The organism is Agromyces aureus, from assembly GCF_001660485.1.
In the GTDB taxonomy this organism is placed as follows: Bacteria; Actinomycetota; Actinomycetes; order Actinomycetales; family Microbacteriaceae; genus Agromyces; species Agromyces aureus.
Genome location: NZ_CP013979.1, coordinates 2,465,498 through 2,486,710 on the forward strand (window position 1 = coordinate 2,465,498; position 21,213 = coordinate 2,486,710).

Here is a 21,213-nt window from a genome sequence, read left to right on the forward strand (position 1 = left end):
GGTGCATTCAACCCCCTGTGGTCTGCACTCAGTCGCCTGGCAGAGCCCCGGATATCTGGTGCCTCGAGGTGATATGCAGCTTGTTGAAGACCTTCGCGAGGTGGTACTCGACGGTTCGAGGACTCAGAAACATCCGGGCCGCTACTTCGTTGTTGGTCAGGCCTTGACCGACCAGACGCGCTATCTGAGATTCCTGCGAAGTGAGCACGGATGGAGCGATCGGGCCGGGCTTACGAATCTGGGAACCCGCGGCGCTCAATTCCCGGGATGCTCGATCCGAGAATCCCGTCGCGCCGATGCCCTCGAAGAGTTCGAGGGCACGAGAAAGATGGAGGCGGGCGTCGGCGAGGCGCCTCTGACGGCGCAGCCACTCGCCGTATACGAGCCACGTGCGAGCGAGGTCGAGACGGGACCGCCCGCTTTCCAGGCGGTGTATGGCCTCGAGGTAGAGCTCTTCTGCCTCGGCGCCGTCCGTCACCAAAGCGCGTGACCGGGCAAGGACACCCAGCGCCCAGTCAGTGCCGCTCGACCGCGTGGCGGTCTCGAGCTCGGCCAGTGCCGAGCCGAGGTCGACCGAGCCGTTCAGCCGACTTCCGGCCTCGATCAGTTCCACCATCGCCCATGCGCTCGTCGCATGCAGCGAGTGGTGGAGTGGCAGCGCTCGCTGAGCCCACGCGAACGCCGTCTCGTACCGGCCCAGACTGTTGTCCAACAGTGCGGAGCTCCAGTACCCGATGGCGACTCCAGTTGCATCTGCCCGCGACTCTGCCTCGGGAACGGTTGACTCGATGAGGGCTGAAAGTTCCGCCCCCTGGCCCTTGAGCGCAGCGATTCCGATTGCGCCGTACGGGCTCACCTGCTCCCCTGTCGCCGCGGTGATCGTCGCCATCTCCTGAACGGTTTCGGTTGCAGCAGGAATATCGCCTGCGAACAGATGCACGAAGGCGAGTGAGCTGAGCGCAATCGGCAGTTCGCTGTGATCGCCAGCGGAGCGACTGAGGTCCACGAGCCGGACCGACACGAGTTCCCATGCATCCAAATCCCACGCCGCCGCCGTCGCGGAGAAGGCCACCCTCAGCCAGGGCACCGCGACACCGTCCATGCCGCCCGGCTCACGGAGAGCCGCGAGTGCTTCGCGAAGCGTCTGCCAGCCCGACTCGTCATCCGTCATGACGCTCAGCATCGCGTCGCGCAGCATGTCGACGGGTCGGGCGCCAGGAGGGATGCCTGCCGCGCGCCATCGTTGCGCGACCTCTTCCAAGCCGCTGGAGTGTGCCAAGCGGCCGGCGAAGAGCGCGGATGAAAGCGCTTCGAGAAATGCGCCCTGTGCCGCTTCCGGGTCGATTGTGGCGAGCATCTCTGCCGCCTCGAGGAAGAGCGGTGTCGCGGCCCCGCCGCGCTGCCGAGCGAATGTGAGCCGTGCTTCGGTGAGGATGCTCTGTGCGCGGAGCAATGGGCTCAGGTTCCAACGACGTGCTGCGGCGAGATCCTGACCCGCGTCATCGAACTCTCCCGCCAGCATTTCGGCGCTTGCCATCCGCAGGGACCATTCCGCCTTCAGCTCTTCATCTGCGGTGATCCGCAGCGCCTGCCGGAGAAGCACTCCGGCGGCGGCGGGACCGCCACGCGCCATCACTCTCGTGGCAACATCGGCGAGTTCGCGCGCGGCGTTCTCGTCGGTTCCCTCACACGCTCGGGCCCGATGCCAAGCGAGGACGTCTGGGTCGGAATCCTCTGGGCTGACCTGGGCGAGGGCACCGTGGGCGGCCCGAACCGACTTGGGAGAAGCCGAGCGATACACGGCGGACCGCACAAGCGGATGTCGAAAACGTACATCCGGTCCGGCTTCGCAAAGCTCGGCATCGATTGCCGGTCGGAGTGCATGCAGGTCGATCCCCGACAGCGACGCTGCAACGTGAATAGCGCGGGCGTTTCCCGAGGGCTCCGCTGCCGCAATGAGGAGAAGGGCTTGCGTCTCTTGCGGGAGGTTTCGCACGCGATCACGGAAGAGCTGCTCGAGGCGGTTCGGCGACGTCGACGCGGCGGATAGGATGATCCCGGTTGCGATCTCCGCTCGGCTCAGGGCCCGGGCGGATTCGGTAAGGACCAGGGGGTTGCCGTCCGCCTCGTCGAGGATCCTGCTCAAGGCAGGCGGATCCATTGCTCCAGGTGCGAGCGACATCAACAATCTCTGCGCGTCGGCCCGCTCAAGGCCAGAGACTCCGAGACGTGGGAGGCCGTCCAAGCTGGCTATCCGGTTGGGAGCCCGAACGGCGAAGACCATCCCTACTGCTTCCGCATCGAGGCGGCGGGAAACGAAGCCGAGGACGTCGGCCGAGCCTCGGTCCAGCCACTGCGCATCATCCACGATGCAGAGCACTGGCCTGTCGCCGGACGCTTCGGACAGGAGACCCAGAATGGCGAGACCGATCAAGAACTTGTCCGGAAACTGGCCTTCACGAAGCCCGAACACCGTCTCCAACGCCTCACGTTGAGGCTGCGGCAGCGAATCGATCGCGCCCATCAATGGCCGGCAGAGCTGGTGCAACGCAGCGTATGTCAGTTCGACCTCGGATTGAACTCCGGTGACTCCCAACACCAGGATTCCAGCGGCGTTCTGCGAAAGGTACCCGAGCAGCGTGGTCTTCCCGACGCCGGCACCCCCGTCGAGGAGCAACGTCGAGCTGTGACCTTCGCGGATGGTTCTCAGGAGGCGATCGAGCCGCAATCGTTCCGAGTGCCGGGCTAGCACGCCTCAAGGCTATCGGCGCGAACCCCCAGATTCTAGGGATACTGCTGGGGGTCCCCCAGTACAAAAAGGCTGATTCGATCGACTATGGGAGGGCTGAAATGACTCCGGCGCGAGCCTGGCCGGCGCGAAAGGACGCGAGGTCCGATTATCGCCGGATTGACGGACGCGATCAGGAGATGCTCGAACTCCAACTCCCCTGGAAGGACCAATGAGCACCTGTACTGATCTCGGCACCTCTGAAGTAGCGCAGCACTCCGTCATCGACCCGGCGATTCTCTACTTCGGCACGCCTGTCGCGCTGCTTGCCACCGTCGATGAGGCGGGTCATCCGAACCTCGCTCCGAACTCATCCATTTGGTGGCTCGGCCAGACCGCAGTCGTCGGCATCGCAGCTCGATCCCAGACTGCTCGAAACCTGCTGGCCGTGCGCGAATGCGTCATCAACCTCCCATCAGTCATGGAGGTCGATGCCGTCGACCGACTCGCTCTCACGACCGGCAGGACTTCGGTCTCGGAGCGAAAGTCACGTGCCGGCTACCGTCACGTCCACGATAAGTTCGCCGCGGCCGGCCTGAGTGCCGCCGCGGCGGACCGAGTCGCACCACCCCGCGTCGCAGAGTGCCCGGTCAACCTCGAGGGCAGAGTCCGAACCCTGCACCCGCTTCGAGGGGCCGCTGATCCGACCGCCGCCGATCTCCTCGCGGTCGAACTGGACATCGTACGCGTGCACATTCACGAGCACCTCCGCCTGGCAGGGCACGAGAACCGCATCGATCCTGATCGATGGCGACCCCTCATGATGAGCTTCCAACGGTATTTCGGACTCGGCACGGAAGCGCATCCATCATTGCTGTCGACGATCGACGAGGACTGGTATCGGGGCTGACTCCACCACCGGTTACCGCGCCCCGAATGGTTGCCGGTGGGTCGCACGTGGCCACGATCCCCTCTAGCGCCGCACCTTGCCGAGCTGCCATTTCAGAGCGGCAAGTCTGCCTGCGAGCGAGCGGGAATCGTCGAATCGGCGGGACCCCGAAACCGTGAATCGCCGTCTCGGCACCGTCATAGATTTCGTGCGTACCATGAGCCTGTGCATGGTCCCGCGTCGTCCAGCGCCCCCCCCTGGCAACCTCAACCACGAGCTCCGGCCGCACGGCGCAGATGCGCTCCTCGCCCGGCTGCCGGCCGACCTCGAGCCCGGCGATCTGATCGCCATTCCGTGCCGGCGCCCGATCGCACTCGCCAACCTCAGACGCTCGTCGCGGCATCCCGAACGAATGGATCGATAAGCCGCTGGGCGCGGCCACCTGAACCTCTCTGCGTCGCCGAAGACATGTCAGCTCCGCAACGCGGCTCCCACCAGCGGAGCGATCGGCGCCTCACCTGGGGACCTCACATCTGGCTCAATGTTCGCCGTCGATGGGCAGGCCATGCGGTTCACGCGACTTCCGCGAGCGCGATCCAACCCACCCAACTGGTTCTCAAGACTTCGACCATTCCTTGCCCCTGATCGATCGCCGCTCCGTGTTCCGACTTGGCCGACGCCTCGGGCCGAGTTCACCCTTGCGCTGAGGATGTGGCCGATTGCTGGACCTCGTCAACCACCGACGGATCGGTCGTTCGCGTCGCGAACGCGGCATTGAACTCCGTTCACGGGGCGGCCTCTCGACGGTCGGGAGGCCGTCAGGGTCGCATGAGTACATGGCTTCTGCGGCAAATAGCGTCCCGGGACGCCAGCGCTCTTCAGCGAGGTTGCATCGTCTGTTTGCGTGTGCTGACCGTTGCTCTGACGACGGAAGCCGCCCACTCCGAGAGGGAGAGGGAGAGGGAGAGGGAGAGGGAGAGGGAGAGGGAGAGGGCGGCATCCGTCGCCTGTTCTCGAACGGCGACCTGCTTCAAGAGCAGCGCCGCGTCCGGCTCTACGGGCTGCCGTGAGTCAACGTCACGTGGCTCGTGCACACGATGGACACCTGGCCGTACATCCTGACGACCTGGGTCGCGCTCATCGTCGCGCGCTCCATCAAGGGGCTTCCGCGGTCAGAGGAGCGGATCGCCGCCGCATCGCGACGGCTGGGTCGAAGCCCCATGGAAGCTCGAGCCCGTGAGCCGCCATGAACTCCTCGTCGGCGAGCAGTTGCGCGGTGGGCCCGTCGGCGACGATGCGCCCGCCATCGAGGATGAGCGCGCGCGGGCACAACTCGAGGGCGTACGGCAGGTCGTGCGTCACGACGATCACCGTCGCCGCGAGCGCATCGAGCGTGGCGGAGAGCTCGCGTCGCGCAGACGGGTCGAGATTGGACGTCGGCTCGTCCAGGACGATGACCTCGACATCCATCGCCAGGATCGTCGCGATCGCGGCCCGTCGACGCTGACCGAGCGACAGGTGCTGCGGCGCCCGTTCGGCGTGCCCCTCGAGCCCGACCTGCGCGAGCGCGGATTCCACACGACCATCGAGCTCGGCGCCCGTCGATCCGAAGTTCGCCGGACCGAAGGCGACGTCCTCTCCGACCGTCGGCATGAAGAGCTGGTCGTCGGGATCCTGGAACACCAGCCCGACGCGACGTCTGATCGACCGCACGGTCTGCCGCGAGACGAGCGTGTCGCCGATCCTGACCTCGCCGGATGCCGCGGTGAGAATGCCGTTCAGGTGGAGCATGAGCGTCGTCTTGCCCGCCCCGTTCGGGCCGAGGATCGCGACACGCTCGCCCGCCTCGACCTCGAAGCTCACGCCGTCGAGGATCGCGGTGCGGTCGGTGCGAGCGCCGGGATACCCGAACCGCAGGTCGGTCACCACGACCGGAGCGCCGACCGGCGTTCCGGAGCTCACGGCTCTCGCACCTCGGCGTAGCCGCGGGAGAGCATCGCGAGGTGCACGCGCTCGCCTCTCGCGTGCGAGCGGACGAAGAGCGCCCCGACGCCCGACCCGATGATGCGCCACGATCGCGGCCCGGTCGGCGTGAACCCCCGGGCCGTGCGCGCGGTCCGCATGCGCGCGGACTCGTCGACGATGAGATCCAGGTATCTCAGCATGAACGCCATGATCGAGACGAGCTCGCGCGGCAGTCTGAACGATTCGAGCGCGAGGACGATTCGTCGCGGCTCGGTCGTCGAGACCAGGGCGATCGAGGCGAGCACGGCGAGTGTCGCCTTCACGAGGAGGCCCCATGCTCCCCAGAGCCCCGCAATCGAGAGCGACAGGCCCAACACCTGCGTTCGCGGCCCTTGTGCGATGAACGGCATGAGCAGGGCGAAGACGAGGAACGGCACTTCGATCAGGGATCGTCTCAGGATCATGACCGGACTCACCCGGGCGACGATGAGGACGGTCGCGATCAAGGCTGCGTAGAGGGCGAACGCCGGGAACCACTCTCGCGGCGTCGCGACGACGATGACGACGAAGACGACGAGGCCGATCAGCTTGGTTCGGGCCGACACGCGATGCAGCGCCGAACGTCCGAGTCCGTTGCCGCTGAGCGGCCCGATCGCGGTCACGTCATGCCGCGACTCGACGGCGCCTGGCGACGCGGCCGACCACGCAGGCGAGGCCGAAGGTGACGCCGCATCCGACCGCACCCGCGATCGCCACCGACAGCCAGGGGTTCTCGACGAGGAACACGCCGTATCCGGCGAGCGGGCTGCCAGCCAGCGCGCTGGGCTGTTCGGCGGCCGCCATCCCGGATTCCTCAGCCACGTAGGTGAGCCCGTCGGGGAGGCTCGACGCCCAGATACTCGCCACGCAGGCGATGAGTAACGCGAACACCACGGCGCCGACACTGAACGCGACTGTGGAGACTCTCCGCGACGACACCGTTGCGCCGTCCTGCTCGGGCGAGCTCACGGCGTCACCACCCGTTCGGCGAGCATCTTCGCCGGACGTTCGAAGCGAGAGCCGTAGACGAGGTCGGGCCTCGTGGCGAGGACGGCGCTGACGATCACGGCCGTGATGACGGCCTCTCCCAAGCCGATGAGCGTATGCCATCCGACCATGGCCGCCAGCACCGCGTCGAGTGGCACCGGAACACTGCCGCCGATGGCGAAGAGTGCGACGAAGACCGCGGCGGCCGCAGGGACGGAGAGGAAGGCGCCTGTGCCCGCCGAGAACGCGACCGCCCACCGCCGCCCGGGCAGGACGAGCATCAGGCCCCGGAAGATCGCCCATGCGACCACGGTCGTCACGATCCCCATCAACAGGATGTTGGTGCCGAGCGCAGTGATTCCGCCGTCGGCGAAGAGGAACGCCTGCACCACGAGGACCACGCTGATGCAAAGTACGCCGGTGCCTGGGCCGACGAGGATCGCCGCAAGCGCTCCACCCATGAGATGACCGCTGGTGCCGGCGCCGACCGGGAAGGTGATCATCTGCGCCGCGAAGATCAGGGTTGCGACGATGCCGACCATGGGCGCCTTGCGGTCGTCGACGAATTCACGACGAGCGACCTTCAGCGAGATCGCGATGCCGGCCGCCGCGATGACGCCGGTGGCGATGGAGGTCGGGAGGTTCAGGACGCCATCGGGAACGTGCATCGTCACCCCTCCACTCGAATGGATCGACGCCGCGATGAACGCTCCGTGCGACCCAGTCGTACCTGACTTTCGCTCACTCTAATGCGACCCAGTCGCATCTCGCTAGATGCCACAGCGCGAGCGTCCGGCGGATCGACGCCTGTGCGACCATGGAGGGCATGACGGCCAATCGCCCCGGCCACACGCACGGCACGCCTCCGGCGCGCGACTCCACCGACCCCCATGCCGGCCTTCACCATGACTCGCCCGAACGAGCGGAACAAGCTGGCATCGCCGCACTCCGCGACCACGGCGAGCGTGTCACCGACGCCCGACGCGCCGTCCTCGGGGTGCTCGCCCGCACGCACGAACATGTGAGCGCCGACCACGTCGTCGCCCTCCTCGAGCACGGCGACCCCCGCGTACACCGCGCGACGGTCTACCGGACGCTCGAGGTGCTCGCCGAGCGCGGAATCGTCTCCTCGCTGCACACCGCTGGCGGCGCGACGGCATACCACCTCGCGACACCTGCCCCGGGCCATGAGCACCTGCACGCCTACTGTCGTGTCTGCGGCGACGTCGTCGTCATCCCGGCAGACTGCCTCGATGAGGCGGTGCGCGAAGTGACGCGCGTCTCGGGCCTGACGATCGATCCGCAGCAGTCCACGCTCATCGGCGTCTGCGCCCGCTGCGCCGAAGCAGCGGCTGCGGGGCGCGGCCACGCTGTCACGCCGGCTGGGCGGACCGAATCCAGCTGAACCGGTGCTGAACCGTGCAGTGGCGGCGTAGTCCGATCTCAAGGAGCGCGCCGATACCACCCTGAGGCGATGATCGCCACGATGGGCGGATGGCTTCGTGGGTGCTCACGAGCATGAACGGTCTTCGAACACCGAACCGACAGCGCACCGCACATCAGCAGGCCCGCCTTCGCGCAGCGACGGCTGATCCTCTACGTGCTCATCGGCGGCGCCATCGGCACGGCCGGGCGGGTAGGGCATCGGCCTCGCCCTTGCCCGCGATCGGAGGAGTCCCGTGCCCAAAAATCCATTGCGCGTCGATGACGGCAATGTCAGGATGACCGAAGATCGACGATCCTCGCGATCCACATGGGGGGCACAATGACGACGTCCAATTCCGAAGCTGCCCAACCGGGCGTGATGGTCGGTCCGACAAGCGAATTCAGTCTGTTCTTCCGCGTCAAAGCCGGCCAAGCCGCGTCATTGCGTGCGGCGCTGAAGGAGCTTCAGGATACGCCAGGGTATCGGCCGGGCGACTATGGCATGGCCATCGGAACCATTCACGAGGCCCGCTTCGTGCTCTTCGACGAAGACCGACAGCTGGCGTTCATCACCAGCTTCGATGGCCCCTGGGACGCGTACATGGAGGACTTCTTCACATCGGGTCCGACGCTCCAGCTGTTCGACACGATCTTCCGTCATTCGGAGGGCTACGACGGACTGCCCGACCTCGCGGCAGTGAGGTCGTTCGTGCTCGGCGCGCAGCAGTCTGCAGCGGCGTACGCACGCAATTACGGGGGAACCGTGAAAGAGATCCGCAAGGCGCAACGAGTGAATGCGGCCTTCGAGCGCGTGCTTGACCATCCTGATGCGGCTGAGGCGTTACGGCATCCGGCGCTGCAGCCACTGCTCGATGAAGCCGCAGGCTGATCGAGTGAGCGGGCGCTGATGTCAGATCACATCTCGGGGCCGCGGGCGTTGGCGGAACCGATCGCGGACATCACGGATGTGTTCGCGTTCCCGAGCCCTGAGCGGCCCGGCCACCTCGTTCTGGTGATGAACACGCTTCCCTTCGCGCAGCCGTCCGACGCGTTGTCCGACGGACTGATCTACCGATTCCGGCTGCGCCCGCTGACGGCTGCCGGGTCGAGCGACGCGGCGTTGTTCATGGCGGATTCGCGCGAGTTCGTCTTCGACTGTGTTTTCTCGGAGCCGTCGAACGCCGACGCAAGCGGGGCGAAGCCGCAAGACGGATTCTGTACGACACCGGGAGGCGAGACCATCCCGTTCCGGGTCAACGATGAGAGTTCCGAGCCCACGAGTGGGGTGCGCGTCTTCGCGGGATCGCGGTGGGATCCGTTCATGATGGACGCCCCGGCTGCGCTGAAAACGATCGCGACGGGCAAGCTCGCATTCACCGATCCCGGGTCCATCTACCTCGACGGCAAGAGCGTGCTCAGCCTCGTGCTCGAAGTGGACGTGGCACTGCTCGACGGGGCCGAACTCGTCGGCGTCGTAGCAGAGACGCTCACGCGTGGAAAGTTCAACGTTCGGATCGAACGAGTCGGGCGACCCGAGGTCAAGAACATGATGCTCGGCCCGAAGCAGCACGACCAGGTCAACCGCGACCTCGAGATCCGGGACATCTACAACACCGAAGACGCGTTCAACCTCGGCGAGTCCTACCCCGGCGCATACCGGGCGCGCTTGAATGCGAACCTGGCCTTCTGGGACAGCATCGATGGCAAAGTCGACTGGGCGACGAACGCCAACGGCGATCATCCCCTGACCGATGTCGTGTTGGACGACTATCTCGTGGTCGATGTGACCAAGCCCTACCAGGAGACTGGGTCGTTCCTCGAGATCGAGCTGGCGGCCATGCGCGGCGAGGCACACGAATCATGTGGTGGTCGCACGCTCAACGACGACGTGATGGACACCATCTTCACCCAGCTCATCAACGCCGGGAACGGACCGGTCATCCGTGACGGTGTCGATGCAGCAAGCCGACCTGCCAGTCGCACCTTCCCGTATCTGGCGGAACCGAACCCGCATCCGCCGGCCGCTCCTCCCCCGCACCAGCACTGATCATGCGCTCGCAAATCAGCGGTGGCACCGATGACGTCGAACTCGAACTCGACGACATCCAGAGCGGCGCGCTGCACGAGCGACCATCGCCGTACGTCGGCAGCTACCTCTTGTTGCGCATCGATGACCGCTCCGCCGGACGCGAACTCGTGCGACGGCTCATACCACTGGTCGACTCCGGCCGTCCGGGAGTCCTACCACGGCACGGCGCGTGGATCACACTCGCGTTCACGTACCGCGGCCTCGAAGCGCTCGGCGTCCCGCAAGCTTCGCTCGACAGCTTCGCACCGGAGTTCAGGGAGGGGATGGCCGCCCGAGCCGAGCACCTCGGCGACATCGGTGACAGCAGTCCGGAAAACTGGGAGCAGCCACTCGGCACCGAGGATGTCCACGTCGCGATCGCGGCGCTCTCACCTGATGCCGAACGCCTCGAGGCGATCCTGACCCGCGCGCGAACGGCGTTCGAGCAGCTTCCCGGAGTCGAGCTCATCTGGCAGCAGGACTGCTATCAGCTCCCAACTGGGCGAACCTCCTTCGGCTTCAAGGACGGCATCGGGCAGCCCGCGGTCGAGGGGACGGACATCGCCCCGACGAACCCGCATGAGCGACCATTGAAGGCCGGCGAAATCGTTCTCGGGTATCCCGATGAAACCGGGGAACTGCCGCCCATGCCGACGCCCGACGTCCTCGGACGAAACGGCACCTACGTCGTATTCCGTAAACTCCACACTCGGGTTGCGGCGTACCGGACCTATCTGCGTGAACGGGCCGCGGATCGGCGCGACGAGGCACTCCTCGGCGCCAAGATGGTCGGCCGCTGGCAGAGCGGCGCCCCACTCGCAGTCTCGCCCGAGCGTGACGATCCCGCACTGGGCGCGGACCGACATCACAACAACGACTTCTCGTACGGCGATGACCCGCGCGGGTTCAAGTGCCCTGCCGGCTCCCACGCCCGACGAGCCAATCCGCGAGACGCGCTCGATGGCGAGGGCAGCGTCGATGTGCGGTTGCACCGCATGATCCGCCGCGGCACCAGCTATGGCCCGATGTTGCCTGACGGCGTTCTCGAAGACGACGGGGTCGACCGAGGCATCATGTTCGTGTTCGCCGGCGCCCATCTGAAGCGACAGTTCGAGTTCGTCAAGACGCAATGGCTCAACGACGGCATCTTCATCGGTGCACCGGCAGAGAAGGATCCCCTCGTCGGCTCTTCCGATGGCACGAACACCCTCACGATTCCGCAGCATCCCATCCGCCGACGCCTAACTGCGTTGCCGCCATTCGTGGTGACACGTGGCGGAGAGTACTGCTTCGCACCGGGCCTGCGCGCGATGCGTTGGATCGCGGAGCTCGAGACCTGACCGCACACGCACCGCGACCACCGAGGCACCAGGGGGCACACATGACCGAACCGAGCTCAACGCACCGGTGGGACACGCTCGATTTCGGGCGGCCGCCCACCGGAGACGCCGAACCCGACCACTCGGTGCTCATCGACCACGTCGCCGACGGGCGCATAGCCCTCATCACGCTGAACCGGCCCCACGCCGACAACGCCATCACGACAGAGATGGGCGCACGGCTGACCGAGATCCTCGAGGGTATCGCCGTCACCCCGTCGATCCGCGTCGCCGTGCTGACCGGCGCTGGCGAACGCGCGTTCTCGGTCGGCAGTGACCTACGCCAACGCAACGCCATGACGAAGGAACAATGGCTCCGGCAACGGCAGGACTTCGATCGCACCCTGTACACGCTGCGCCAACTGCGCAAACCGATCATCGCCGCCGTCAACGGCATCGCCTACGGTGGCGGGTCCGAACTCGCGCAGAGCACCGACTTCATCATCGCCTCAGACAACGCGACCTTCGGCCAACCCGAGGCGATGATCGGCCTCTCCGCGGGCGGCGGCTCACCGGTCTTCCTCCCGCGGCTCCTCCCACCCGGAAAGGCGCTGCAAATGTTGATGACCGGTGATCCCATCACCGCCCAGGAAGCGTATCGCTTGGGAATGGTCAACGAGATCCACGCTCAAGCGCAGGTCGTCGATGCTGCGCTGCGAATCGCGGCGAAGATCGCCAGCAACTCCCCCACCGCGGTGCAAGCCGTCAAGCGCGCGGTTCGCCTCGGTGAAGGGCAACCGATCGAGCAGGCCATCGCCATCATGATGGAGGCGCATTGGCGTTCTGCGGTGCATCCCGACCGTAGCGAAGGCATAGGTGCCTTCAACGATGGTCGCGATCCCGCCTTCCACGACGCCGATTACTGAATACCCGCACCCATCGAACAGGAGTCTGACCATGGCCGAAACCGACGAACTGGAACAATCCCGTGCCGCACTCCGCATGATCAATCCAGCGCCGTACAACGCCGAGGCGCCACCGGAGGCTCTGGTCGGCGACATCACGCCCACCGACTTCCACTACGTCCGGAGCAACTTCGCGCTGCCCTCCCATGACGGCACCTTCGCCATCGGTGGTGCGGTCGAGAACCCGATCACGCTCACGCTCGCCGATCTCCGCGCGCTTCCCGCGGTGGAACGCGCCGTGACACTCGAATGCGCCGGCAACGGCCGCCTCGAGATGAGGCCGCTGCCGACCGGCGAGCCCTGGGGCGACTACGCCGTGTCGACCGCAATCTGGACCGGCGCCCGCCTCTCAGACGTCCTCGCCCTGGCACGGCCGAGAACTGACGGTGTCGACGTCCGCTTCGAAGGCGCCGACAGTGGCTCCTACCTCCTCCACCCGGTACTTCCCAGCACCGACGGCGAAGACCTCACGTTCGTCAGATCGCTTCCACTCGAACTCGCAGCCGACCCCGCAGCGGAGATCCTGATCGCCTACGAGATGAACGGCGAACCGCTCCGTCCCGATCACGGGGCTCCATTCCGGGTCGTCGTGCCACACTGGTTCGCCGTGGCGTCGGTCAAATGGCTGCACCGCATCGACGTGCTCACCGAACCATATGCCGGCGAGTTCCAGACCGGACACTACATCTACGAATGGCCAGACCGTCCTCACGAACCCGTCACCCTCATGCGGGTCCGCGCACGCATCACCGACCCAGCCGCTGGATCGACCCTGCCCGCCGGTCCCCGAACTGTCCGCGGCAAGGCGTGGTCGGGCAGCGGTCCGATCACGAACGTTGACGTGAGCCTCACAGGCGACGGTGACTGGTACCCCGCCAAACTCGAGCCGGCCACGGGCCCATACCAATGGCAGGAGTGGACGTTCGAATGGAACCCCCCTCACGACGGTCGACACACCCTGCGGGCGAGAGCGACCGATGCCGCCGGCAATGTGCAACCTGATGTTCCGCCGTGGAACCGTCTCGGCTACGGCAACAATGCGATCGAGGTCATCTTCGTCGAGGTCGACTGACCGCAGCGAACGAGTCCGCTGATCGCGACGAGCGAAGCGCAGAGGGCCGGTCCCGTCTGACCACGATCGCGCTGGCAGCAAGCGCATAGAGCGGAGCCGAGAACTCGCGGCGCACCCACGGATCGAGCAGCTTGAGTCAGGAACACTCTGACGGTCTGATCCAGGACCATCTAGTTGGGCCTCAGCGTCCCTCGGCAGATTGGTTCAGGACCACTCTGGCCGTTCGTGCGTGTCGCGGGAGTCCCGAAACTTCATGGCCGGCCCCGAAGAGCCGGCTCCCGTCGACGGTTCGTGAACAGGATGATGATGCTCACCGCGAGCACCCACAGCGGGAACAGGAGTGTCACCCATAGGCCGAGACTTGTGGTGAACAGAAGGACCCCGGCGACAACATAGGTGATGAAGGCAAACCACCGGGGCATGACCCCGGTTCGCAGCCACATCGTGCTGAGAGAGATCAGCAGTACCCCCGCCATTCGCAGGGCGTAGATATTACTGACCTGCAACATCATCGCATGCCCAAAGGCCACCACCTCGGATCGGCCCGCGGGGTCGGTGACAAGTGGAACTGTTGCCACCATGGCGCCGGCTAAGGCCGCGAAGACGAAGATCATGGCGAGGAACAGAAGGCCGCTACCAAGAATCACTGAAACAAAAAGCTGATCCTCGGTCTCTTTGAACCGGTCGCGAACAACGCCCATGAACCAGAGGAACGTAATTCCCGCAAACGGAACGATGGCGATTCCAATACTGAGACGGGTCGCAGCTTGCTCGTCGAGCCAGACGGCCTCCGCCTGCACCTCTTCAGGGAGCGTCGTTCGCAGCAACACCATGGATGTACCGAACAGTACGGCGAACAGTACTCCCGCAATGGCCGCGGCCCGAGGCGAGTCAAGCGGCCGCGGAGAGAGTTTCGCAATTGGTCGCGACACTGCCGTCCTTTCTCCGCCCGCGCACGAGCGCCGGCAGAAGAAGCCTAGACGTGAGGGATGCCCTAGCGTCATCGCGATCGCACGAATCTAGCGGTGTCCCCCATTGAGCGCCTCGGGGCTGCTGAAGATCCTTGGTGACTCTTCGGGTGAGGTCGCCGTTGCGGCCGGTTCGCCATAGTCATCTCGTACTCGATCGGGGTGAGACGCCCGAGCAGCGCGATGGCGGTGCCGATGATCAGGAGGACGGCAATACGCACGAGGTGGAGCCGCTGAGTGGCAGTGGCGTCCCAACGCGTTCCATGGGTGGTGCCTCGCGACACGCTTGATCAGGACAGCACCAAGAGAGCAGACACCGACCGTCTGGCCCTTTTGATCCGGCTGTCCTCGATGATGAGCACGGCACGACCACAAGGCGATCAGGAGACCAGCACAACAACTGGCCCAGCGGTGCATGAGCGCTGCGCCCACCCGATTCGGTGGAAGGTTCATATGGCCATCAGGTGAGGCGGTGCAATCCCGGCCAAGCTGATCAGTGAATGAGCGCTTTCAACAGCATCATGACGAGGCCGAATGCGGCAGTACCGATCGCGCCGACCACCCGGATTGGCCACGCCGCACCACGCCGTGCAAAGGCGATCCATCCGAGGACGGCGAGGACCATGACGCCGGCCCAGAGGGCAGCCCAAAGCGCACGCGAATCCTCAACGACATCCGTCGCCCCAAGGAGCAGGATGACCAACGGAATGGCGGATGACGCCAGCAACCCCAACGATCGTCGAAGCGAGAGCTGAAAAGCCTCTCCCAGCCCCCGCACGCGGTCGTGCTCGAGCCCGTGACGGGCAACAGTCCCGGCATACACGTGGGCCGCCCAGAACACGACCACCGTCGCCGCGACCTGCCAGAACAACTGCCACGCACTGGTGCCGCTTCCGCCGGCCACGACGATCATGCCGGATACGAGAATTACGCCATAGACGGATTCCTCGGTCACGAATGTCGTGCGTGCCAATTCCCTCGCGCGTGAGGTTCGGGGACGCGATCTACGCACAACCCCCTCCGGTGACCCACTCATGCTGCCCAGCATTACACGGTGATGCTCTCAACGTCGTGACGTGGCCGGGTGCGATTCCGACGGCCGTGTGGTCGAACGCGATGCTGACGCCTCTGCAACGAAGACGGGCGTGATCTCCTGACACGCCCGCCGCAGCTTGGACGCATCCGTCACCTGACCCGAGAACACCCGAACGTTGTCGATCCGACCTGGCCACCACCCCAAATTGGGCCACCGGCCTGCCCACCGCCCTCACGCAATTTACACTTCTCGGCGTCAACCGGGACACGTACGGCGCCCCCCTCAAGCTCCCGCAGCACGTCCCTACGATGCCTCACCACTGCTGAGAACGACGCCTACGCAGCCATCGCGACGACTGGCAACGCAGCGTTCCGTCGAATCGAACAGGAACGGATCCCCCATCGCGGAAGCGCGCCGCGAGCTGGCCTTCTTCGGCTGACCGAGACGGCAGCCCCCGGCTTCGTTCACGCAGGAACTCGATCAGCGGCCGAGCGCCTCAGCACTGGTGTCGCTTTCGAATAAACGTTGGATAAACGACGGGCGGCTGCTCAGTCGGTGAGGGAAACTGCGGCGAGCCAGTCCTTCGCGATGGCCTCGGGCGACGCATGCGATTCGATACTCTCCGTGTTGAGCGCGACCAGTCCCTCCGAGGTGAGCGCCGCACTGATCCGAGGACATGGAGGCCGGCCGCATCGGCGGCAAGGGCGTCGTCGACCTCTCCGAGGAGGAGGCACGGCGCTGAAGGGGTCCGACCCCGCGGACTACGACCGCGGAATGACCGTCAGCACACGTTCGACGTGGGTCCGGAACTCCTCCATGTAGTTGCCCAGGAACTGCGCGGTGCTCTCGACGAGCACCTCGCCGTCATCGGCGAAGACCTCCGGCGTGAAGTGGATGTACGCCTCCGGCGCCGTCATCTGGCGGGCGTTCACGAAGCTGAGCACGGCACGCAGGCTCTGCTGGGCCACGGCCGTGCCGATCATCCCGATCGAGGCGCCGATCACGGCCGCGGGAATGTGGTCGAAGGAGTTCTGACCCCACGGCCGCGACGCCCAGTCGATCGCGTTCTTGAGCGCGCCCGGAATCGACCGGTTGTACTCGGGCGTGACGAACAGCACCGCATCGGATCGGCCGATCGCCTCCTTGAGCGCGATCGCCTCGGGTGGGTAGGCGTCGTCGTAGTCGGGACTGTAGAGGGGAAGGTCCCGGATGGGGATCTCCGTGAACTCCAGACCTTCCGGCGCGAGCCGGATGAGCGCTTTGGAAAGGGTTCGGTTGATGGATGTCGAAGAGAGACTGCCGACGAAATAGCCGACCTGATACGTGGTCATCGCGACTCCTTGGATTCGTTCCTGCGTCCGGTCGCAGCCTACGCGCGCACCGGACGAGCGGCATCCCCCGCCTCGAAGCCCGCTACTCGACGCTCACGCGGGCGAGGAAGCTGCGGTCCGCACCGACGTTCACGGTCTGGCCGGTGACCTCGACACGCGCCGACTGGCGCAGATCGTCGGATGCCGCGCCGAACGACACCTCGATCGCGCCGGGTTCGAAGACGAACCCGTCGTCCTCGAGGCCGATGTACGCGAGCTGGCTCAGGTCGAACTCGACCGTGACCCGCTTCGACTCCCCCGCAGCGAGCGCGACGCGCGCGAAGGCGACGAGCTGCTGAGCGGGGCGGGTGACGCCGCGGGCCCGGTCGGCGACATACGCCTGCACGACCTCTTCACCGCTCACCGCGCCGGTGTTGGTGATCGAGATCGTCGCCGAGACGGTTCCGGATGTCGTCACCGCGGCATCCGCCAGCGCAACCGAGCCGTACTCGAACGTCGTGTACGACAGGCCGTGCCCGAAGGCGTACAGGGGCGTGGCCGGCTGGTCCTGGTAGCCCTGGTGCATGTCGGTCTCGCTGCGCCGGTAGCCGGAACCGAGGTGCTGACCGCTGTGGATCGGGACCTGGCCCGACGTGCGCGGAATCGTGAAGGGCAGCTTTCCGCCGGGGTTGGCTGCACCGGTGAGGACGGATGCCAGGGCCCGGCCCTGCTCCGGCCCGCCGAAGTAGGCGGTCACGATCGCCGACACCGAGTCTTCGATCGAGCTGAGCGCGTAGGGGCGTCCCATCTGCACGACCGCGACGACGGGCTTGCCCGACCGGGCGGCCTCCTGCGCGAGGCGCACCTGGATGGCGGGCAGGTCGATGTCCGCCGTGTCCACGCCTTCGCCCTCGGTGCCGCCGACCGCCCCGGCCAGCCACGAAGATCGCCCGCCGAGCGCGAGCACGATCACGTCCGCGTCCGCGGCGGCGCGGAGTGCGTCGGCCGGGTCCCAGTCCTCATCGCGGAGCGGGGTGACGACGGACGCGATCTCGGCCGCCGGCAGCGCGTCGCGCAGCGCATCCGTCAGCGACCGCGCACCATATGCGCCGCGCACGACCGCTTCGAGGTCGATCGACATGAACGCCGCCATCGCCTCGGCCGCTTCGGCGGCGACATCGTCCGGCACGTCGGTCGGTGCGTCCACGCCGGCCATGTTCCCCATGCCGCCGGACATCATGACCTTCATGAGCTCGATCCCGGCAGGCTGCGTGTATGCCGCGAAGGCCGTGTACGCCGATTCGGCGTGGGGTCCGAGCACGGCGATGCGGCGCGACACTGCGGAGAGCGGCAGCACGTCGCCATCGTTCTTGAGCAGGGTGACCGACTGGTTCGCGAGGGTGACGGCGAGCTCGCCGCCGCGCCCGGCGACCTCGCTGATCTCGATCGGGTCCTCGCTGGCGTACGGGTGCTCGAACAGGCCGAGAGCGAACTTGTCCCGTAGTGCACGATGCACGGCCTCGTTGAGCTGGCTCTCGGCGATGCGACCGCCGCGCACCGCACCCGCCAGGACCGGCCCGTAGGCGTACGGGTTGGGGAGCTCGACGTCGAGGCCCGCCGCGAGTGCGAGAGCGGCCGCTTCGACCTTGTCTTCGGCGACCTCGTTGCGCTCCACGAGCATCTGAGTGGTCATGTAGTCCGACACCACGGTGCCGGTGAATCCCAGCTCGTCGCGCAGCAGGCCCCGCAGGATCGCAGGGGATGCCGCGACCGGAACGCCGTCGATGGTCGAGTACGAGTTCATCACCGAGGCGAGGTCCGCGAGGCGTATCGCCGCTTCGAACGGACGGGCGTAGACCTCGCGGAGTTCACGTCGGGTCACCGCGGTGCCGGCCATGTTCTGGCCGGCCTCGGTCACCGAGTAGCCGAGGAAGTGCTTGGCCGTCGCGATCACGCCGGAGTCGAGGTCCTCACCCTGGAGCCCGCGGATGAAGGCGACGCCGAACGCGGTCGCGAGGTAGGGGTCTTCGCCGTAGGTCTCGTGCACGCGGCCCCAGCGCGCGTCGCGCGCGACGTCGAGCACCGGCGAGAGCGCCTGGGTGAGGCCGACCGTGCGCATCTGGTGACGGATGAGCTCGGCCATCTCCTCCACGGCGTTGGGGTTCCAGGTCGCCGCGAGGGCGATCGCGGTGGGGAACGAGGTGAAGCCGGGAGCGACCACGCCGTTCAGCGCCTCGTTGTGGAAGATGGCCGGGATGCCGGCCCGGGTGTTCTCGACGAGGTACCGCTGCAGCGCGTTGACCGACGCGGCGACCTGCGGAGCGCTCTGCGAGCCGAACATGCCGATGCCCGAGACGTGGCCGATGCCGCCGCCGAGCGCCTGCTCCACCGCGGCCGGCACGATTCCCTGCGGGCCGACGAGTCCGAACGGCATGATGCCGACGAGTTGCTGCGCCTTCTCCTCGACCGTCAGCTGTGCGGCGAGGCGCGAGGCGCGCTCGTCGGGAGTGCCGGTGGTCGGAATCTCGACGCGCTCCTGGGTCTGGGTGGCTTCCATGGTGAATTCGTCCTTCTCTGGTGAGAACGGCGCGCGCGTGGTGGGCACCCGCCGAATGCCGCGCCCCCGGTGGGGGCGCGGCCGTCTGGTCAGTCGGTGTAGCGCAGGCCGTGGCCGAAGCGGAAGGTGGGCGACTCGGTGTCGAACGGGGTGTCTTCGCGGCTATTGCGCACGGCTTCCATCGACGACGGAAGGTCGAAGGGCAGCCTGCCCTGCGGCTTCGCGCGGCCGGTCAGCACGTCGAGGCGTGCGGCATCCGATGCCCCGTAGTCGGCGACGATCGCGGCGGCGTGATCGACGAGGTCGCCCAGGACCGCTGCGCGGTCGAGGGTGATGTCGATCACCGTCGGGACCGTCTCGCAGATGCCCCGCAAGCGGGCCTGCTCCTCGGGGGTGAACTCGAGGGATCCGGCGTGGAAGAACAGCTCGAATCCAGGCCCTCGGGGCTCGAACGGGGCGGAGATGTGGAGGACGGCGAGATCGGCATCCTCGACGGAGTCGACCTGGGTCCAGTCGGCTTCGCTCGAGATGTCGATGTTCTCGGCGTACACCTTGACCGCGCCGGTGGTCGGCAGGGTGGGCACACCGTCGCGCTCGGTGTTGCTGAGCAGCGTCATCGAGGCGCGCTGGGCCGCCGCTCCCTCGGCGACGAAGCTGTCGTTGCCGGCGATCGTAACCGCCTGCTCCTCGTCGGCGAGGGGGTGCTCGAACAGGCCGAGCTCGATCTTCTGCGTGAGGAGGCGCACCACGGACTCGTCGAGTCGCGACTCCGGCACCCGTCCGAGCCGCACCGCGGTGACGAGCTCTTCGGTGCACATCTCTCCGCCGAACTGGTCGACGCCTGCGTCGAGGAGGCGCACGATGCGCTCCTGGCGCGTCTTCGTCTCGAGGCCCCACGCCTTGGCGGGCATCGGGGCGCCGAGGATCTCGATGTCCGTCAGCAGTCCGAAATCCGTGCAGACGACACCGTCGAAGCCGAGCTGCGTGCGCAGCAGGTCGGTGACGATCGCCTTGTTGAAGGCGAACCCGACCTCTTCGTACTCGGTGCCGACCGGCATGCCGTAATAGGGCATCATCGAGGCGACGCCGGCATCGATGGCCGCGATGAACGGCTCGAGGTGGGAGCGGAAGTTGCCTCCCGGGTACACCTGTTCCTTGCCGTAGGTGAAGTGCGGGTCCTCGCCGTCCTTCTGGGGGCCGCCGCCCGGGAAGTGCTTCGCCATCGCCGAGACGGAGGAGGAGCCGAGCTTCTCCCCCTGCAGGCCACGGACGTAGGCCGCCGCCAACTCGGTGGTCAGCCCGGCATCTTCGCCGAACGTCGCGCCCGCCCGAGCCCAGCGGGGCTCGGTCGCGACGTCGATCTGAGGATGCAGGGCCGACCGGAGTCCGACCGAGACGTACTCCTGGCGCACGATGTCGGCGAACCGCTCGACCAATTCCGGGGAGCGCAGGGCCGCCAGGCCGATGCTCTCCGGCCACAGCGAGAACATGCTCGACAGCGCGGATGCCGCGGGGTTGTCGACGAATCCGTGACGCGGATCGGTCGAGAAGGTGATCGGAATCCCCAGGCCCGAGCGCAGCGCGAGTTCCTGCGCGGAGTTGACCCACTGGGCGAACTCACGCGAGTCGTTCGCGTCGCCGATCACGTACAAGTGCGTGAGTCGGTGATTGATCGCGAGCGATGCCAGCGACGGCAGCCCGAACATCGTGTTCGGCTCGTCCACGGGACCGACCGACACGATCGAGAGGAACATCGTTCCTGCCTTGTCCTCGATGGACATCCGGCTGACGAGGTCCCGGGCCCTGGCCGCGGGGGCCAATGTCGGGTCCTGGTACGGGAAGCGCGCGGTTGCGTCGGGCATGGGATTCCTTTCAGAGGGATGTC

The 21,213-nt window shown here is 66.6% G+C and carries 17 protein-coding genes; 7 read left to right on the top strand and 10 right to left on the bottom strand.

The features are described from left to right. Nucleotides 1-28: 28 nt before the first annotated feature. Nucleotides 29-2,752, bottom strand: coding sequence for a helix-turn-helix transcriptional regulator (locus ATC03_RS10980; protein WP_067876832.1), 2,724 nt, complete (start codon nt 2,750-2,752; stop codon nt 29-31). A gap of 208 nt (nt 2,753-2,960) precedes the next feature. Here ATC03_RS10980 and ATC03_RS19785 point away from each other — a divergent pair, with 208 nt between their 5' ends. Next, the gene (locus ATC03_RS19785) at nt 2,961-3,638 is read left to right on the top strand and encodes a flavin reductase family protein (protein WP_074401018.1); all 678 of its coding nucleotides are present in this window, start codon (nt 2,961-2,963) and stop codon (nt 3,636-3,638) included. Between the two features lie 1,134 nt (nt 3,639-4,772). On the opposite strand, the gene ATC03_RS10990 is transcribed toward ATC03_RS19785, so the two are convergent. The 4 genes from ATC03_RS10990 to ATC03_RS11005 form a co-directional block, all read right to left on the bottom strand. Further along, nucleotides 4,773-5,579 carry an energy-coupling factor ABC transporter ATP-binding protein gene (locus ATC03_RS10990; RefSeq protein WP_067876842.1) on the bottom strand — a complete coding sequence of 269 codons (807 nt, stop codon included), beginning with the start codon at nt 5,577-5,579 and terminating at the stop codon, nt 4,773-4,775. Then, a complete protein-coding gene (gene cbiQ / locus ATC03_RS10995) occupies nt 5,576-6,244 on the bottom strand; it encodes a cobalt ECF transporter T component CbiQ (protein ID WP_152030926.1) in 669 nt (222 codons plus the stop codon). The genes ATC03_RS10990 and cbiQ overlap by 4 nt, the downstream gene beginning before the upstream one ends. Before the next feature lies 1 nt (nt 6,245). Beyond that, nucleotides 6,246-6,488, bottom strand: coding sequence for a PDGLE domain-containing protein (locus tag ATC03_RS20275; RefSeq protein ID WP_161490337.1), 243 nt, complete (start codon nt 6,486-6,488; stop codon nt 6,246-6,248). 98 nt (nt 6,489-6,586) lie between these two features. Continuing rightward, complete coding sequence (locus tag ATC03_RS11005) at nt 6,587-7,276, bottom strand: energy-coupling factor ABC transporter permease (protein ID WP_067881923.1); 690 nt, start codon at nt 7,274-7,276, stop codon at nt 6,587-6,589. Between the two features lie 149 nt (nt 7,277-7,425). Between ATC03_RS11005 and ATC03_RS11010 the strand changes: the two genes are divergently transcribed. From ATC03_RS11010 to ATC03_RS11035, 6 genes are all read left to right on the top strand, one after another. Beyond that, entirely contained in the window at nt 7,426-8,013 is a 588-nt protein-coding gene (locus ATC03_RS11010; protein WP_084003439.1) for a Fur family transcriptional regulator, read from the top strand. A 360-nt stretch (nt 8,014-8,373) separates the two neighbouring features. Next, complete coding sequence (locus ATC03_RS11015; RefSeq protein WP_152030927.1) at nt 8,374-8,922, top strand: hypothetical protein; 549 nt, start codon at nt 8,374-8,376, stop codon at nt 8,920-8,922. A gap of 18 nt (nt 8,923-8,940) precedes the next feature. Continuing rightward, nucleotides 8,941-10,080: a DUF4331 family protein gene (locus ATC03_RS11020; protein ID WP_067876846.1), complete on the top strand. Its 1,140-nt coding sequence runs from the start codon at nt 8,941-8,943 to the stop codon at nt 10,078-10,080. 2 nt (nt 10,081-10,082) lie between these two features. Further along, on the top strand, nt 10,083-11,441 hold the full coding sequence (locus ATC03_RS11025) for a Dyp-type peroxidase (protein ID WP_067876849.1): 1,359 nt from the start codon (nt 10,083-10,085) through the stop codon (nt 11,439-11,441). Between the two features lie 41 nt (nt 11,442-11,482). After that, nucleotides 11,483-12,346: an enoyl-CoA hydratase/isomerase family protein gene (locus ATC03_RS11030; protein WP_084003440.1), complete on the top strand. Its 864-nt coding sequence runs from the start codon at nt 11,483-11,485 to the stop codon at nt 12,344-12,346. Between the two features lie 31 nt (nt 12,347-12,377). Continuing rightward, nucleotides 12,378-13,457 carry a sulfite oxidase gene (locus ATC03_RS11035; RefSeq protein WP_067876852.1) on the top strand — a complete coding sequence of 360 codons (1,080 nt, stop codon included), beginning with the start codon at nt 12,378-12,380 and terminating at the stop codon, nt 13,455-13,457. 251 nt (nt 13,458-13,708) lie between these two features. On the opposite strand, the gene ATC03_RS11040 is transcribed toward ATC03_RS11035, so the two are convergent. From ATC03_RS11040 to ATC03_RS11060, 5 genes are all read right to left on the bottom strand, one after another. Then, nucleotides 13,709-14,290, bottom strand: coding sequence for a hypothetical protein (locus ATC03_RS11040; protein WP_198168701.1), 582 nt, complete (start codon nt 14,288-14,290; stop codon nt 13,709-13,711). 628 nt (nt 14,291-14,918) lie between these two features. Then, a complete protein-coding gene (locus ATC03_RS11045; protein ID WP_227820072.1) occupies nt 14,919-15,380 on the bottom strand; it encodes a hypothetical protein in 462 nt (153 codons plus the stop codon). Nucleotides 15,381-16,222: 842 nt separating this feature from the next. Continuing rightward, nucleotides 16,223-16,792, bottom strand: a complete 570-nt coding sequence (locus ATC03_RS11050; protein ID WP_067876855.1) for an NADPH-dependent FMN reductase — start codon at nt 16,790-16,792, stop codon at nt 16,223-16,225. Between the two features lie 82 nt (nt 16,793-16,874). Next, nucleotides 16,875-19,328, bottom strand: a complete 2,454-nt coding sequence (locus tag ATC03_RS11055; RefSeq protein WP_067876862.1) for a beta-glucosidase family protein — start codon at nt 19,326-19,328, stop codon at nt 16,875-16,877. Nucleotides 19,329-19,417: 89 nt separating this feature from the next. Further along, nucleotides 19,418-21,190, bottom strand: coding sequence for a glycoside hydrolase family 3 protein (locus tag ATC03_RS11060; protein WP_067876865.1), 1,773 nt, complete (start codon nt 21,188-21,190; stop codon nt 19,418-19,420). Nucleotides 21,191-21,213 lie beyond the last annotated feature (23 nt).